Genomic DNA, 13647 nt, shown 5'->3' on the forward strand with positions numbered 1-13647 from the left:
TTCCTTTTTAGTAAGTAGAAACCCTAAAGAAAGTCACTGAACTTTGAGTGGCTGCTCTTTGTTTGCGAAAAAAGAATAATAGCAGTTAAATAAGCGCTCGGAGCTAAGCTTATTTTTAATAAAAAGTTGATATGCGTAAGTAAAGGAGTGGATAGATTGAAACAAGCTAATTTTTCATGGAAAATACATCAAGATAATCCTGATGCGGAGGGGTTGATTCCTTGGCTAGAAGAGCATCAGCTACCCAATTTTTTCGCTAATATGTTATGGCATAGAGAGATTCGGACTGAGGAGCAATTAGAGGCATTCTTTTCTCCAAGCCTTAATCAGCTTCATGATCCATTTTTAATGCATGAGATGCGTCGAGCTGTGGAACGGATTCAACTTGCAGTGAGTGAAGGTCAACCAATCTTAATTTACGGTGATTATGATGCTGATGGCATAACAAGTACAACTGTAATGAAGGAGGCGATTGAGCTACTTGGTGGTGAGGCTTTCTTTTATTTACCAGATCGATTTAAGGATGGTTATGGTCCAAATAAGGCGGCTTATGAGCGGTTAATTCAAGAATTTGGGATTCAGTTAATTATCACTGTGGATAATGGCGTGGCGGGGCATGATGCAATTGAGTATGCGACTTCTCTTGGTGTGGATGTCATCGTGACAGATCATCATGAACTACCAGAAGAATTACCAGAAGCCTATGCTATTATTCACCCCCGTCATCCAGATGGAAAATATCCCTTTGCAGATTTGGCTGGGGTAGGTGTTGCTTTCAAAGTGGCGACAGCGTTACTCGATGATGCTCCAGTCGAAATGCTTGATTTAGTTGCAATCGGTACTATTGCTGATCTAGTCTCCGTGACGGGTGAAAATCGAGCATTAGTTAAACTGGGCTTAGATATTTTTAAGCAAAGTGATCGGGTAGGTATTCAGGCCTTGTGTCAAAAGGCTGATTTAGTTCAAGAGACGATTACAGAAGAGAATATAGGATTTGGTATTGGACCTCGATTAAATGCCATTGGGCGATTAGGTGATGCTTCGCCAGGGGTTACTCTTTTAAGCACTTTTGATGAAGTGGAAGCAGTTAAGTTGGCTGATTTTATTCAAATTAAAAATAGTGAACGGCAAACAATTGTTAAGGAAATTACTGAAGACGCCTTGGCAATGGTTAAAAAAATGCCAAGTCATGATATTTATGTTTTGGCAAAATCTGGATGGCATGAAGGGGTTTTGGGAATTGTTGCCAGTCGGATTGTTCAGGAGACTGGACGTCCTGCCCTAGTTTTGGGGATTGATGAGGAGACGCAGGTTGCCAAAGGATCAGGTCGCAGTGTCGATCAAGTTAATTTATTTGATGCAATGAGCTTGTCAGCGGATTTGTTTATTAAGTTTGGTGGACATCATATGGCCGCAGGAATGTCACTTCCGATGGATCGTTTGAGTGATTTACAGGTTGCTTTGGATCAGTTTGTAGCCCAGGCTAATATTGATTTTTCAGCAGGACCTGAATTACAAGTAGAGTCCGTTTTACCGATTGCAAAAGGCACAGTTGAATTTATCCAACAATTGAATTTATTAGCTCCTTTTGGTACAGACAATCCCTCTCCGCATTTTATGTTTGAAGATGTGCAAGCGGTCAATTTAAAACAAATTGGTGCTGGACAAAATCATCTAAAATTTCAATTGAAGCAAGAGAAAGATTTACTCGATTGTATTGGATTTGATTTTGGTAAGGACATAGAAGAAATGGCGACTGCTGAAGATTTACAACTTGTGGGACAGTTATCAATTAATGAATGGAACGGGAATCGAAAACCACAAGTTTTTGTTAAAGATTACCGAGTGACAGATTTTCAGTTATTCGATTTAAGAGGTAAGTCATTTACTGCAAATGATTATTCCGTAAAATCAACGGTTTTACTAACCTTTAATAATAAAACTTTTCAAAGGTTGAGTAAGGAGACTTCTCATTCTGTATTGTTGATTGAAGAAGGAAAGGTAAGTGCGGAGGAGGCGCAATGCTGGCAAGAAGCAGTTATTGTTGATTGTGGGCTTAGGATCGAGGATGTTAAGAGTGCTGTCCAACAGCTTGGGGTATCTCGGGTCTATTTTTATGCCGAATCTTCTGAGCAATGCTATTTAAATGGAATGCCAAGTCGTGAACAATTTGGTAAATTGTTTAAATTTATTGATCAACACCAAAAGGTTGATGTTCGTTACAAGACGAAGGAAATTGCACGCTATTTGAGAATTGATGAAAGTGTGCTAATTTTTATGATTCAAGTGTTTTTTGACTTAGAATTTGTTACAATAGAAAGTGGCGTGATGAATAAGGTTCAAGAGCCGATGAGTCGTGCTTTAAGTGAAAGTAAAAGCTATCAAGAACGGGAATTGAAAATTGAAGCTGAAAAATTTTTATTATATAGTAATGCGAGTGAGTTACGTGACTGGCTGTTGCTACAGGAGGAAGAACAGTGAATTTAAAAGACTATATTGCAAGTATTCCAGATTATCCAGCTAAAGGTGTTATTTTTAGAGACATCTCTCCATTAATGGGCGATGGTGCTGCTTATCGTGAAGCAACAAAGCAAATCGTTGATTATGCTAAAGAAAAACATGTAGATATGATTGTTGGACCAGAGGCTCGAGGGTTTATTATTGGTTGTCCAGTTGCGTATGAATTGGGGATTGGTTTTGCACCTGCTCGGAAAAAGGGAAAACTACCTCGTGAGACAATTGAAGTAGACTATGGATTAGAGTATGGTGAGGCAACTTTAACTCTTCATAAAGATGCGATTAAGCCTGGCCAACGGGTTATGATTTGTGATGATCTATTAGCAACTGGTGGGACAATTGAAGCGACGATACAATTAATTGAAAAGCTTGGTGGGATTGTTGTTGGTTGTGCATTCTTAGTTGAATTAATTGATTTACATGGTCGTGATAAGATTAAAGGGTATGACATACTGGCTTTGATGGATTTTTAATTGAGCTCAAAATTAGGTGGAACGAGAGTAGATTACTTTTGTTCCATCATTTTTATTTTTGAAAGGAGTTTTTAATAACATGACAATTGAATTTAGAAAAGCCGAATGTCACGAATTACCGCTGATTTTAGACTTTATTAAAGAGTTAGCAGATTACGAAGGATTACTCCATGAAGTTGTAGCAACTGAGGAGGTACTAGATGAATGGTTGTTTGAGAAGGAGACAGCAGAGGTTATTTTTGGTGAGGTAGCTGATGAGGTAATTGGGTTTGCGCTGTTTTTTCATAATTTTTCAACGTTTCTTGGTCGCTCAGGTAATTATTTAGAGGATCTTTACGTGAGGCCAAGCTTTCGAGGTCGAGGACTAGGCACAAGATTTATGAAAGAGTTAGCGAGATTGGCTATAGAAAGAGGTTGTGGACGATTAGAGTGGTGGTGTCTTGATGAGAATCATCCAAGTATTTCTTTTTATCGTTCTTTAGGTGCAAGATCAATGGTGGATTGGACTGTTTACCGTCTAACGGGTGCGCAATTAGAGGCCTTATCAGAATAAGAAAAGACAGCCGTTTTCCCTAAGAAAAACGGTTGTCTTTTTTCTTACTTTTTAAAAATTCCAAGTGGTTTGCCAACTGGTAAGAAGATATAGCCAAAATGCTTATTTAAAACTGCGGCTGCACTCCCATAAAATGACATAATAGCAATTAAGAATTCTGCAATGGCCGCTAACATATGGAAAAAGTCTACTGCAATTCCCAGAGTTGATAAAGCCAAGCCAATAAAAAGAAAATCGATTAAAACAAAGATTGTGAACAGCACTTTATGTGTTTCAGCAGCGCCAATGGTCATAAAGATAGAAAAAATCAAATAACCAATAAAAGCAAAGCCTAACTGTTTGGGATCATAACTAGAAGCTAATTGCTCACCTAACAATCCATTTTGAATCATCCATGAGGATGCCACGCCTAACCAGAAAAAACCAAAACCGAAAAATGCTGTTGCACCAAAGACATTATTGCATTTGGCATCGTAAGCTCCAGCAACTAATTGTGCTGCTCCACCTAGGAAAAGCGCCCATGGGATTACGCCTCCTACACCTTCAGTCCAGCCTAATTTTTGTGATGAGGCCACTAAAGTTACCATTGCTAGCCCAAATAATCCAATTGCTGAGGGATCAATCAATTGATGTTTCACTGTAATTTCTTTTTTTTCCAATATAAAATCTCCTTTAAAAATAGTTAATACACAACTAATTAAAAGTATCATTTAGAGTTAGGAATGTCAATAAAAATTATGAGAGATCGCTTATGGATAAAGGGATCTGGTTTAGATTATAAATTTTTATTGACAGAAAAAAATTAACTGTATATACTGTATATATACAGATGTTAGGAGTGAGGAAATGGAAATAATTTTGAGTGCGCACTCAGAACAGCCCATTTATGAGCAGGTATATGATCAAATAAAAAGTCAGATAATAGATCATACACTTAAAAATGGTGAAGAACTCCCCTCTATAAGAGGTCTAGCTAAAGAATTGAAAGTAAGTGTTATTACGATAAAAAAGTCGTATGAAATGTTGATTCAAGATAGGTTTGCTCACAGTATTAAGGGAAAAGGAACTTATGTAGCGGAAATAGATAAAATATTTGTTCAAGAAGAAATGATTAAAGCGCTTCGAAAACAATTAAAGTTGGTTAGTGATCAAGCAAAAATTGCTGATATTTCTTTGGAGAGCTTGATGATAGTATTGAAAGAGTGCTATGAAAACTAGAAGGTTATCACTATTATTTTGAATATATCGAAAGGATGTAAGTGGTATGAGTAATGCAATTGATGTGAAAAATTTAACAGTAAAATACCCAGATTTTTGTTTGAAACAGATTGATTTTTCTGTTCCTGCGGGATCGATTGTTGGTTTTGTAGGAGAAAATGGTGCGGGGAAAACGACGACGATCAAAGCTATATTAAATTTAATTCCCCATACTGGTTCAATCAATGTCTATGACTTAGATAATAAAGCGGAAGAAATCTCAATAAAACGTTTATCAGGAATTGTTTTAGATGATGCTTTTTTCTATGATGATTTTACAATGACAGAAGTATCAAGTGTATTGGAAAATAGTTTTGATAACTGGGATCAAAGTTATTTTGATCGGTTACTCAGGGAGCATTCAATCTCGTCAAAGAAACAAATTAAGGAATTGTCTAAAGGGATGAAGGCCAAAGTTAAGATATTTTCGGCTCTCGCACATCACCCTCAGTTACTGATTTTAGATGAGCCTACCACTGGATTGGATCCGATTTCTCGCGATGAGATTCTTGATATTTTTTATGATTTTATCGATGATGACAAGTCAATTTTATTTTCATCACACATTACATCTGATGTAGAAAAAATTGCTGATTCAGTTATTTTCCTTAATAAGGGAGAGGTAGTCTTGAAGACGGATCAGGCTGATTTTCAAGATAATTATGGGGTTGCTCAACTTACCGAAAGACAAGTGATAGATATGGGAGAGATGTCATATTTATATTGTGTACGGACATCCGTATCCACTAAATTTTTAATTAATAATCGCATGTGGTTTACAAAAGAATACCCAGATATAGTTGTGGAAAAAGCGACAATTGAAGAAGCTCTATTAATGATGAAGAAAGGTGAGGCAAGATGACAGGACTTTTAGTGAAGGATTTAATTATATTAAAGCGGATGGTTAAAAACATGTTTGCAATAATAGTGATTTTTAGCTTATCCGGTTGGTTTGACGAATCAAATGGGATGATGCTTGCTATTGCTTTTGTATTAAGTATGAATGTCATGTCATCATTCAGTTATGATGAGTTTAGTCATTGGGAAACTTATGCTTTAACGATGCCAATTAGTAAAAGAATTTATGTGAATAGTAAGTATGTCCTAGGAGGGATACTTAGCTTGATTGGTACGTTGATAGTCGTGCTGTTGTTAATTGCTAAAATGCTTGTTTATTCCTCCTTTGATGGGGAATTGGTGCTTCTTAGTGTGGTTGTTTCATTATTTGGTAGCTATGCTCTTACAACCATTTCATTACCTATATTATTTAAGTATCCAGTAGAGAAGGCCAGATTTACAGTTATGGGGACAATTATGGTGATTACTGTTAGTGGTTTAGGAATTAATTATGTGGCCAAAAAAGTGGGATTTGAAATTTTACCCAAGTTAGCGATGGTTACGGCAAGCCAATTTATTGGATTAGTGATTGTTGTTACACTTATTATTGTCTTTTTCTCTTATTTATTGTCGTATTATTTTTTTAAACAAAAATATAGTTAGCTAGTACAGAATAGTTAAAAAACGGTTAGTAGATTGTATTGAACTGAACTCGTAAAATGAGACGGGAATAAAAGTACCTATGCGGTTGCGTGTTTTCGATAATTTATCGGAGATAAGTAACCGTATTTTTGTTGAATTCTTTTTTCATTATAATAATTGATTACACTAGTAGTAGAGTGTTTAAGCTCTGGCTGTATTGAGAACACTTCAGACTTTAGAGTGGAGTGAAATGATTTTATTGGAGCGTTATCAATGGGTGTCACTATACAGGATATACTTCTGATAATGTTTTTGTCACTTCTCTTAACCCAACGATAATACGTGTTTCTAGGAATACTAAATAATCACATAACCAAGTAATTGAAAGCTTTCCTTTACCATATCTATGCCTTGTGAGAATTGATAAGATTCTCCTTTTCTGTACCATCGCTGCCACCACGTTTTCATTTCTAGTAGTTTTTCCTTCTAACTTCATTTATATGTCTTCTTCTTTAACTGCCAATACGTATAAAACTTGGTTAATCATAAAAAACACCTCCATTTTCTTCATTTTTTACATGAGTTCAACAGGGGTGCTTTATTTTTGTCTCAACCAAAGGGTTAATTCAATGACCACTTCTAGCGTTTTTTTCTACGCTACCTAATAATCTAAGTAAAAGTAATTGACAATTTAAATAATAACATGTAACTTAAAACATACCGATTGAATGTTTTGGGCGGAAAATTTATTATTTGTTGAAGAAAAATGTAGTTATCTAGCTTGTATAGCAGTATATAAGAATAGAGCTAAACACCAAGTAATAATGAAAAGGGGAGAGGTAATGAAAAGAAAATCAAGATTACTAAACAAAGTGAGGGCCATTTTTGTGAAAGGGCTGATAGGTTGTATGATCATTATTATTTTGCTTTTTATAGGTATTTATGCGATTCATCGCTTAAGTTTGGCAAGTGAAGCAGGGAAGATTGATGATTATGGTCAAAAAATGACTATATTTGATAGTACGATGAATGTAGTTATTGAAGGTAAAGGTCCTGAGACAGTGGTTTTATTGACAGGTTTTGGAACCGCCAGTCCATGGTTGGATTTCGCTCCTTTGATTGATCATTTAAAAAATACTTATAAAGTGGTGACAATTGAACCCTTTGGATATGGTTTAAGTGGTGAGACAAAGCGAGAGCGTAATTTGGAAAATATGGCTGAAGAAATCCATGAAGTACTTACTAAATTAAAGGTGAAGTCATATATTTTGATGGGGCATTCGATTTCGGGGTTATATAGTTTGGCTTATGTTAATAAATACCCAGGGGAAGCTACAGCATTTGTTGGAATTGATAGTAGTGTTCCTAAACAACCGTGGCCTGGTTATAACTCAGCTCCTTTTGATTTTTTTGCTAATGCTGGCATAATCAGAGCAGCTTTAAAAGTGATGCCTAGGGAGTCATCTAACAATCAGTATGATAGTTACCGTGATCAACAATTTCACATGATCTCAATGAGAATAACAGGAAATAAAACGTTGGCAAAAGAAGCGACTTCTTTAAGCCAGAGCTTTGAAGATGCTAAAATGCTTAGTTTTCCAAAGACATTACCTGTGTTATTATTTGCTGATAAAAATTCGGAGGTGAAAAACTGGACTCCACTTCACCAAGAGCAAGCAGATAGTGTCGATCAAGGAAAGTTAGTATTACTTGAAGGCTCACATTATCTGCATCATACTCAGTCTAATGAAATAGTCACTGTGATGACTGACTTTTTGGCTCAATCAGTGGATGTGGAGAAGTAAGGTAAACTCGGTCGCTCTTTTTAGTAACATGAAACGGATAGTTTTTTTCTATTAAATCACAATCCTTAAGTCTATTAATTATTTTTTAAGAACCTCTCTCACGCTAGGAATTTGATTCTATTAGTAGTATGATGATAATTCGAACTGAGAATTTTAGCTAGTCTCAGGTTTTAAGTGAGAATGAAAGGTTTGAAAATTTCATGAGAAAAAAAAGAAAGAGTATCTTTGGTAAGTTGGTCGTGCTTTTTCTTTTAATTGTATTGATTATTGGAATTAGATATGTTTACAACATCAAAAGACAAGTCACTGAGGTCAATAAGTGGCGAGATATTGTTAGTCAAACTGCTAAAGAATATGGAATTGGTCAATATGAGGATATTATAATGGCGATTATTTTGACTGAAACTAAAGGCAATCATATCGATTTAATGCAAAGTAGTGAAAGTAAGTATGGCACAACAAATCAAATTACAACTTCGGAAGAGAGTATTCATTCTGGTGTGGAACATTTAGCAGAAGTAATTACAGAAAGTGATAGTCAAGGAACCGATGTTTGGACAGCTGTTCAGGCTTATAATTTCGGTAGTAATTATATCAGTTATGTTGGAAAAAATGGTAATAAGAATACAATTGAGTTAGCGGAAATTTATTCTAGAGATATCCTTGCCCCAATGCTTGGTAATAACACAGGAAAGCAGTACCGATACATGAATCCGCAGGCGTTTATTCGAAATCGTGGGTATTTATATGAAAATGGTGGGAACTTTTTCTATGCTGATATTGTGAAATGGAATATGTCGATTATGAAGAAAATTGACAGGTTACCATTCTAGATACTGACATAATCGAGTAGGAAAAGGAGACTGACATGAAGAGTTACTTAAAAACAGAGCAGGGGCTGACGTTAGCGGAGGTTGAACAACGTCGCTTGGATGGACAACAAAATAACTATGAAGAAACAGTTGCAAAAACAACAAAAGATATTTTTAGAGATAATATTTTAACTTTATTTAACTTATTAAATGTGATTATTGGCATATGCTTGGCAGTTGTTGGTGCTTATAGTAATATGGCATATTTAGCTATTATCGCTGTTAATATTAGTATTGGCATCTATCAGGAGATACATGCGCGTAACATGGTTGCTAAGTTGTCACTGGTATCGAAAGAACAGGCAACGGTTTTTCGTTCAGGAAAAGAACACGTAATTGATGCCACTGATTTAGTAATTGATGACTTAGTTTGTTTGACTGCAGGTGAGCAGATACAATCAGATATGATTCTTGTGGCTGGACAAGCGGAAGTTAATGAGTCACTTTTAACAGGAGAATCGGATTTAATCGACAAAAGAATAACTGATGAATTACTGTCAGGTAGTTTTTTGGTTAGCGGTCAATGTCTGGCAAAGGTAAATCGAATAGGAAAAGATAATTATGCAACTAAGATTGCAAATGAGGCAAAGATTCACAAGCCAATTCAATCTGAACTCATTAATTCGATTCGAAAGGTTTCTAAGTTTACCAGTTTTATTATTGTTCCTTTAGGGATAATATTATTGTTAGAAGGGTTATTTTTGCGCCACAGTGAGCCAAAAGTGGCGGTTGTTGCAGCGGCAGCGGCGCTTTTAGGGATGCTACCAAAAGGGCTAGTACTATTAATCAGCATCGCTTTAGCTACAGCAGTGACAAAATTAGCTAATAAACGAATTTTAGTACAAGATATGTATTCCGTTGAAACACTGGCCCATGTTGATACCTTGTGCCTAGATAAAACAGGGACAATTACAGAAGGAAAAATGAAAATTCAACAGGTTGAAGTCCTTGACTCCACCTATAATGAAAGTATTGAAGCAATTGTTGGTAGTTACTTGAGAGCATCTACTGATAATAACATTACCATGCAAGCTATTCGCGATTATTATCAAGAAAATGATCAGTATATTCCAGAAGACGTTATTGCATTTTCATCGGAGCGTAAATGGGGAGCTGTTAATTTTGCTGGGTTTGGAACTATTGTACTAGGCGCACCAGAACGGTTAGTAAAGGAAGAGATGTTGCCGTCATCAGTTTTTAAAGCACAAAAAGAGGGCTTTCGTGTCCTAATGTTGGCCTTTAGTGTAAAGCCAGTCGTAGAAATGGTATTGCCTCAGCTCCAAGCTTTAGCCATCTTTGAAATAGATGATCCAATTCGTCAAAATGCAGATGAAACATTAGCGTATCTGCATGCGGAAGGTGTTCAGCTAAAAGTTATCTCTGGAGATAACCCGGTTACTGTTTCTAATGTCGCTCGCCGAGCGGGCTTGCCTAATTATCAATCATATGTAGATTTATCATCATTTGAGACAGAGGAGAAAGTAAGGCGAGCTGTGAATGAGTATACAGTATTTGGTCGAGTATCTCCGCAACAAAAACGATTGTTAGTTAATGAGCTAAAAAAACAAGATCATGTTGTGGCTATGACTGGAGATGGAGTTAATGATGTACTTGCCTTAAGAGAGGCTGATTGCAGTATTGCAATGGCTGAAGGAGATAGCGCAACCCGCCAAATTGCCAACTTAGTTTTATTAGATTCTGATTTTACAACTCTTCCTGATGTATTGTTTGAAGGACGTCGGGTTGTCAATAATGTTACGAAGGTTGCTAGTGTTTTCTTTATTAAAACTATCTATTCATTTTTTCTATCAATTATTTGCGCAATAACGGCTATTGCTTTTCCTTTTGTGCCGATTCAAATCACATTGATTGATTTGGCAATTGAAGGATACCCTGCCTTTTTCTTATCTTTTGAAGGAGACAGGCGAAAGATAAATGGCAAATTTTTACCTACAGTTTTAAGAAATGCTTTGCCCAATGCTTTACTTGTTTTGATGACAATCGTTGTAGTTTACTTGATTGGTGCGAATAGAGGATGGTCAGATGTTGAAACAACAACTTTGATGTATTATTTGTTAATAGCTGTTAGTTTATTAGCTGTTATCAGAGCGTGTTTACCACTTAATCCATTGCGTCTATTCTTAATTATTAGTACTTCTGTCGGTGTTTACGCGGCAGCTATGCTGTTTCACTCACTGTTATTTATTGACTTTTTAACAGCCGAAACACTGCCATTTTTCATGATATTATTGGTTATCATTATTGTTTTAAGATTAATCATTAGTTATTTTCGTCAACGAGATGAACTGAAAATAGGTTAGCCGATAAAGGGTATTTGAATTTCCTGAAAAAATGGAAATCAAATATCCATTTTTTCTACAGAAAAGGTATAATAGAAATAGACAAAGGGAAGTAGGAGGGAAATCATGGTAATTAAAGTTCTATTTTTTTCAGTGTCAGGAAATACACGGGCTTTTGTGAAAAAATTACAAGCCTACGGAGATGAGCAGCATTCAAAGGATGAAAACAAGCCGTTAATTCAATTAAAAGAAATTACTGATCAAAGTCATTTTGAAGATGAAACAGAGCCTTTTGTGGCGTTTGTTCCGACCTATTTAGATGGGGGAAATGGGATGGATAACGGTACAACAGAGATTATGACAAATACTTTAGGAGAATACATTGAGTACCATCATAATCAACAGCATTGTCTTGGAGTAGTTGGTAGTGGTAATAAAAATTTTAATTGGCAGTATTGTTTGACTGCTAAACAATACGCTGAGAAATTTAATTGTCCTTTATTGGCTGATTATGAACTTCGTGGAACGCCGACAGATATTTCTCAAATTTATGAAAAATTATTAGAGGTAGGAAAGTGATGGAGCACTTAAATTTGAAAAAATGAAAGTGTTAGTAAATAGTTTAAGTTAGTTTTTCTATAGTTGGTACAAAGGAAGGTGAGTTTATGGAAATAAGAGTTGAAGACTTGCAAATGCGCTACGGTGTTAAAGAAGTCTTAAGTATTGATCATTTACGCTTGGAACAAGGGAAGACTTATGGGTTAGTTGGACACAATGGGGCGGGAAAAACGACCTTATTTAAATGCTTAACAAACATTATCGCAACTTATTCTGGTGATATTTTTATTGGTGAGGCAAATGTGAAAGAAGACAACAAGGTTTTACTAAATGTCGGCATTGTTCTGGATGGAATGTCAGTTTATCAGGATCATACTGGGTGGTTTAATATTGAGTACTTTTCAGGACTACGTGGCGAAAGTAGTACTGAGGAAGCTAGAAAATTAGCGATGGAACTTGATTTATTGGAAGCCTTGGATGAAAAAGTTTCACGTTATTCTTATGGTATGCAAAAGAAACTTATTTTATTAATTGCGTTGCTTCACAACCCTAAAATCTTGATATTAGATGAACCTTTTCGAGGATTAGATGTAAAAACTGTTGCTTGGTTTAAAACGTATTTAAAAAAATTGACTAAGCAAGGACAAACGTTATTAATTTCTAGCCATGTTCAAAACGATTTGGAGACTCTTTGTGATGAGGTAATTGTAATTGACAAAGGACGCATTATTGAGAAAATAGATCTTATACGTGAACGAAAAACTGCAATTCGCGTCATAACCACTAGTAATAATTCAATGTTTGCGGCGATTCTGAAAGAGTTAAATGTTCCGTTTCAAATGAATCCAGAAGGAATTATTAAAGTTGATACAGCGGATAATAAGTGGGATGATGTCTATCATCAATTGTACAGTGAAGAAATTATGATTACTGAAATGAGTAAAGTACCAGTTTTAGCAGATAAATTAAAATAAGAGGGGTGAGTCGATGACAGGTGGATTAATTTTTAAGATGGAGCTATATAAGTTCGTACGAGAAAAAAAATATTTATTAGCTGTGGTGATTTTAGCGGCTTTAAATACCTTAACAACGTTATTTTATTCAATCTTATTGACCACGACAGAGTACTTGGGCAGTGAGAGTTTACTGATGCGGTTTTCATCCGTTATGACGGTTATTTTAGTATTGTTGATTTTTTCAAATGGAATCTTCTTATTTTTATTTCCTTTTCATGTTTTATCAATTGATTATAAAAATAATGTGATGGCAATGATGATTGCTTCGGGAGTTAATCGGTCGAAGTTGTTTTTTGCCAAAATCGGGGCAGTTATTTTATTAACAATTGCTGTTTTTCTTGTAGTGATGGTAGGGCCGTTTGTCGTAGTCATGATTCAAATGACCGTCGGTGGTCAAATTAATGATTTTTTTGACACTTTCCTTCAATTAATCAAGTGGTTGAATTTTGATTTTAATGCGATCGGAATTATTTTAAGTGGTCTTGTCTCAGTTTTAAATAGTGTTGTCATGATTACAGCGGCGACTATTCTAATGAAGGGAAGGAATACGGCGATTTTATTATCCGTCGGATTTGCTATGATAAATAGTTTTGTCAGCAATTTTTTTAATGTATTTGGCTTTACACCAGATATTTCAACAGAAAGCCTGACAATGGTTCAAGGCGTTACATCTGTTATTTCAATGGTTATCTTTGCGTTTATCGGACTAAGAGCGTTACAAACACAAAATCTATAAGCGTTTGACACCAACTTATCTCAATTTAATTGGGATTGGTTGGTGTTTTTTTCTGAAAAACACATTTTTTATCCCTTCAAA

Annotated in this window: 14 protein-coding genes; 12 read left to right on the forward strand and 2 right to left on the reverse strand. The window is 35.6% G+C overall.

The window, feature by feature from the left end:
* The first annotated feature begins 156 nt into the window (after nucleotides 1-156).
* The 3 genes from recJ to AC5KOD_RS13605 all read left to right on the forward strand — a co-directional run bounded on the left by recJ (nucleotide 157) and on the right by AC5KOD_RS13605 (nucleotide 3543).
* The gene (gene recJ, locus AC5KOD_RS13595; RefSeq protein ID WP_496915108.1) at nucleotides 157-2481 is read left to right on the forward strand and encodes a single-stranded-DNA-specific exonuclease RecJ; all 2325 of its coding nucleotides are present in this window, start codon (nucleotides 157-159) and stop codon (nucleotides 2479-2481) included.
* Complete coding sequence (locus tag AC5KOD_RS13600; RefSeq protein ID WP_496915109.1) at nucleotides 2478-2990, forward strand: adenine phosphoribosyltransferase; 513 nt, start codon at nucleotides 2478-2480, stop codon at nucleotides 2988-2990. Before recJ ends, AC5KOD_RS13600 begins: the two co-directional genes overlap by 4 nt.
* Before the next feature lie 79 nt (nucleotides 2991-3069).
* Nucleotides 3070-3543 carry a GNAT family N-acetyltransferase gene (locus AC5KOD_RS13605; protein WP_496915110.1) on the forward strand — a complete coding sequence of 158 codons (474 nt, stop codon included), beginning with the start codon at nucleotides 3070-3072 and terminating at the stop codon, nucleotides 3541-3543.
* 44 nt (nucleotides 3544-3587) lie between these two features.
* Here AC5KOD_RS13605 and AC5KOD_RS13610 read toward each other — a convergent pair whose 3' ends face one another.
* Nucleotides 3588-4202, reverse strand: a complete 615-nt coding sequence (locus AC5KOD_RS13610) for an acetate uptake transporter (RefSeq protein WP_496915111.1) — start codon at nucleotides 4200-4202, stop codon at nucleotides 3588-3590.
* Nucleotides 4203-4389: 187 nt separating this feature from the next.
* On the opposite strand from AC5KOD_RS13610, the gene AC5KOD_RS13615 reads away from it, so the two are divergent.
* Genes AC5KOD_RS13615 through AC5KOD_RS13625 form a run of 3 tightly spaced genes read left to right on the forward strand, consistent with a single transcriptional unit; the run spans nucleotide 4390 to nucleotide 6300 of the window.
* A complete protein-coding gene (locus tag AC5KOD_RS13615) occupies nucleotides 4390-4761 on the forward strand; it encodes a GntR family transcriptional regulator (protein ID WP_496915112.1) in 372 nt (123 codons plus the stop codon).
* Between the two features lie 46 nt (nucleotides 4762-4807).
* Nucleotides 4808-5662: an ABC transporter ATP-binding protein gene (locus AC5KOD_RS13620; protein ID WP_496915113.1), complete on the forward strand. Its 855-nt coding sequence runs from the start codon at nucleotides 4808-4810 to the stop codon at nucleotides 5660-5662.
* The gene (locus AC5KOD_RS13625) at nucleotides 5659-6300 is read left to right on the forward strand and encodes an ABC-2 transporter permease (protein ID WP_496915114.1); all 642 of its coding nucleotides are present in this window, start codon (nucleotides 5659-5661) and stop codon (nucleotides 6298-6300) included. Before AC5KOD_RS13620 ends, AC5KOD_RS13625 begins: the two co-directional genes overlap by 4 nt.
* A 262-nt stretch (nucleotides 6301-6562) precedes the next feature.
* Here the strand turns inward: AC5KOD_RS13625 and AC5KOD_RS13630 are convergent, their stop codons facing one another.
* Complete coding sequence (locus AC5KOD_RS13630; RefSeq protein WP_496915115.1) at nucleotides 6563-6775, reverse strand: hypothetical protein; 213 nt, start codon at nucleotides 6773-6775, stop codon at nucleotides 6563-6565.
* A 346-nt stretch (nucleotides 6776-7121) separates the two neighbouring features.
* Between AC5KOD_RS13630 and AC5KOD_RS13635 the strand changes: the two genes are divergently transcribed.
* The 6 genes from AC5KOD_RS13635 to AC5KOD_RS13660 all read left to right on the forward strand — a co-directional run bounded on the left by AC5KOD_RS13635 (nucleotide 7122) and on the right by AC5KOD_RS13660 (nucleotide 13566).
* A complete protein-coding gene (locus AC5KOD_RS13635; protein ID WP_496915116.1) occupies nucleotides 7122-8084 on the forward strand; it encodes an alpha/beta fold hydrolase in 963 nt (320 codons plus the stop codon).
* Nucleotides 8085-8284: 200 nt separating this feature from the next.
* Nucleotides 8285-8917, forward strand: a complete 633-nt coding sequence (locus AC5KOD_RS13640) for a lysozyme family protein (protein ID WP_496915117.1) — start codon at nucleotides 8285-8287, stop codon at nucleotides 8915-8917.
* Nucleotides 8918-8952: 35 nt separating this feature from the next.
* Nucleotides 8953-11277 carry a cation-translocating P-type ATPase gene (locus AC5KOD_RS13645; RefSeq protein ID WP_496915118.1) on the forward strand — a complete coding sequence of 775 codons (2325 nt, stop codon included), beginning with the start codon at nucleotides 8953-8955 and terminating at the stop codon, nucleotides 11275-11277.
* Nucleotides 11278-11388: 111 nt separating this feature from the next.
* On the forward strand, nucleotides 11389-11835 hold the full coding sequence (gene nrdI, locus AC5KOD_RS13650; RefSeq protein ID WP_496915154.1) for a class Ib ribonucleoside-diphosphate reductase assembly flavoprotein NrdI: 447 nt from the start codon (nucleotides 11389-11391) through the stop codon (nucleotides 11833-11835).
* 86 nt (nucleotides 11836-11921) lie between these two features.
* A complete protein-coding gene (locus tag AC5KOD_RS13655) occupies nucleotides 11922-12788 on the forward strand; it encodes an ABC transporter ATP-binding protein (RefSeq protein ID WP_496915119.1) in 867 nt (288 codons plus the stop codon).
* A gap of 13 nt (nucleotides 12789-12801) precedes the next feature.
* Complete coding sequence (locus tag AC5KOD_RS13660; protein ID WP_496915120.1) at nucleotides 12802-13566, forward strand: hypothetical protein; 765 nt, start codon at nucleotides 12802-12804, stop codon at nucleotides 13564-13566.
* Nucleotides 13567-13647 lie beyond the last annotated feature (81 nt).

The sequence above is a fragment of the Vagococcus sp. WN80Y genome, assembly GCF_059621045.1.

Excerpts from the sequence above, each read along its gene's own strand:
- AC5KOD_RS13605 (WP_496915110.1), top strand. The coding sequence starts at position 3,070 with ATGACAATTGAATTTAGAAAAGCCGAATGTCACGAATTACCGCTGATT.
- AC5KOD_RS13615 (WP_496915112.1), top strand. The coding sequence starts at position 4,390 with ATGGAAATAATTTTGAGTGCGCACTCAGAACAGCCCATTTATGAGCAG.
- AC5KOD_RS13620 (WP_496915113.1), top strand. The coding sequence starts at position 4,808 with ATGAGTAATGCAATTGATGTGAAAAATTTAACAGTAAAATACCCAGAT.
- AC5KOD_RS13625 (WP_496915114.1), top strand. The coding sequence starts at position 5,659 with ATGACAGGACTTTTAGTGAAGGATTTAATTATATTAAAGCGGATGGTT.
- AC5KOD_RS13630 (WP_496915115.1), bottom strand. The coding sequence starts at position 6,775 with ATGAAGTTAGAAGGAAAAACTACTAGAAATGAAAACGTGGTGGCAGCG.
- AC5KOD_RS13635 (WP_496915116.1), top strand. The coding sequence starts at position 7,122 with ATGAAAAGAAAATCAAGATTACTAAACAAAGTGAGGGCCATTTTTGTG.
- AC5KOD_RS13640 (WP_496915117.1), top strand. The coding sequence starts at position 8,285 with ATGAGAAAAAAAAGAAAGAGTATCTTTGGTAAGTTGGTCGTGCTTTTT.
- AC5KOD_RS13645 (WP_496915118.1), top strand. The coding sequence starts at position 8,953 with ATGAAGAGTTACTTAAAAACAGAGCAGGGGCTGACGTTAGCGGAGGTT.
- AC5KOD_RS13655 (WP_496915119.1), top strand. The coding sequence starts at position 11,922 with ATGGAAATAAGAGTTGAAGACTTGCAAATGCGCTACGGTGTTAAAGAA.
- AC5KOD_RS13660 (WP_496915120.1), top strand. The coding sequence starts at position 12,802 with ATGACAGGTGGATTAATTTTTAAGATGGAGCTATATAAGTTCGTACGA.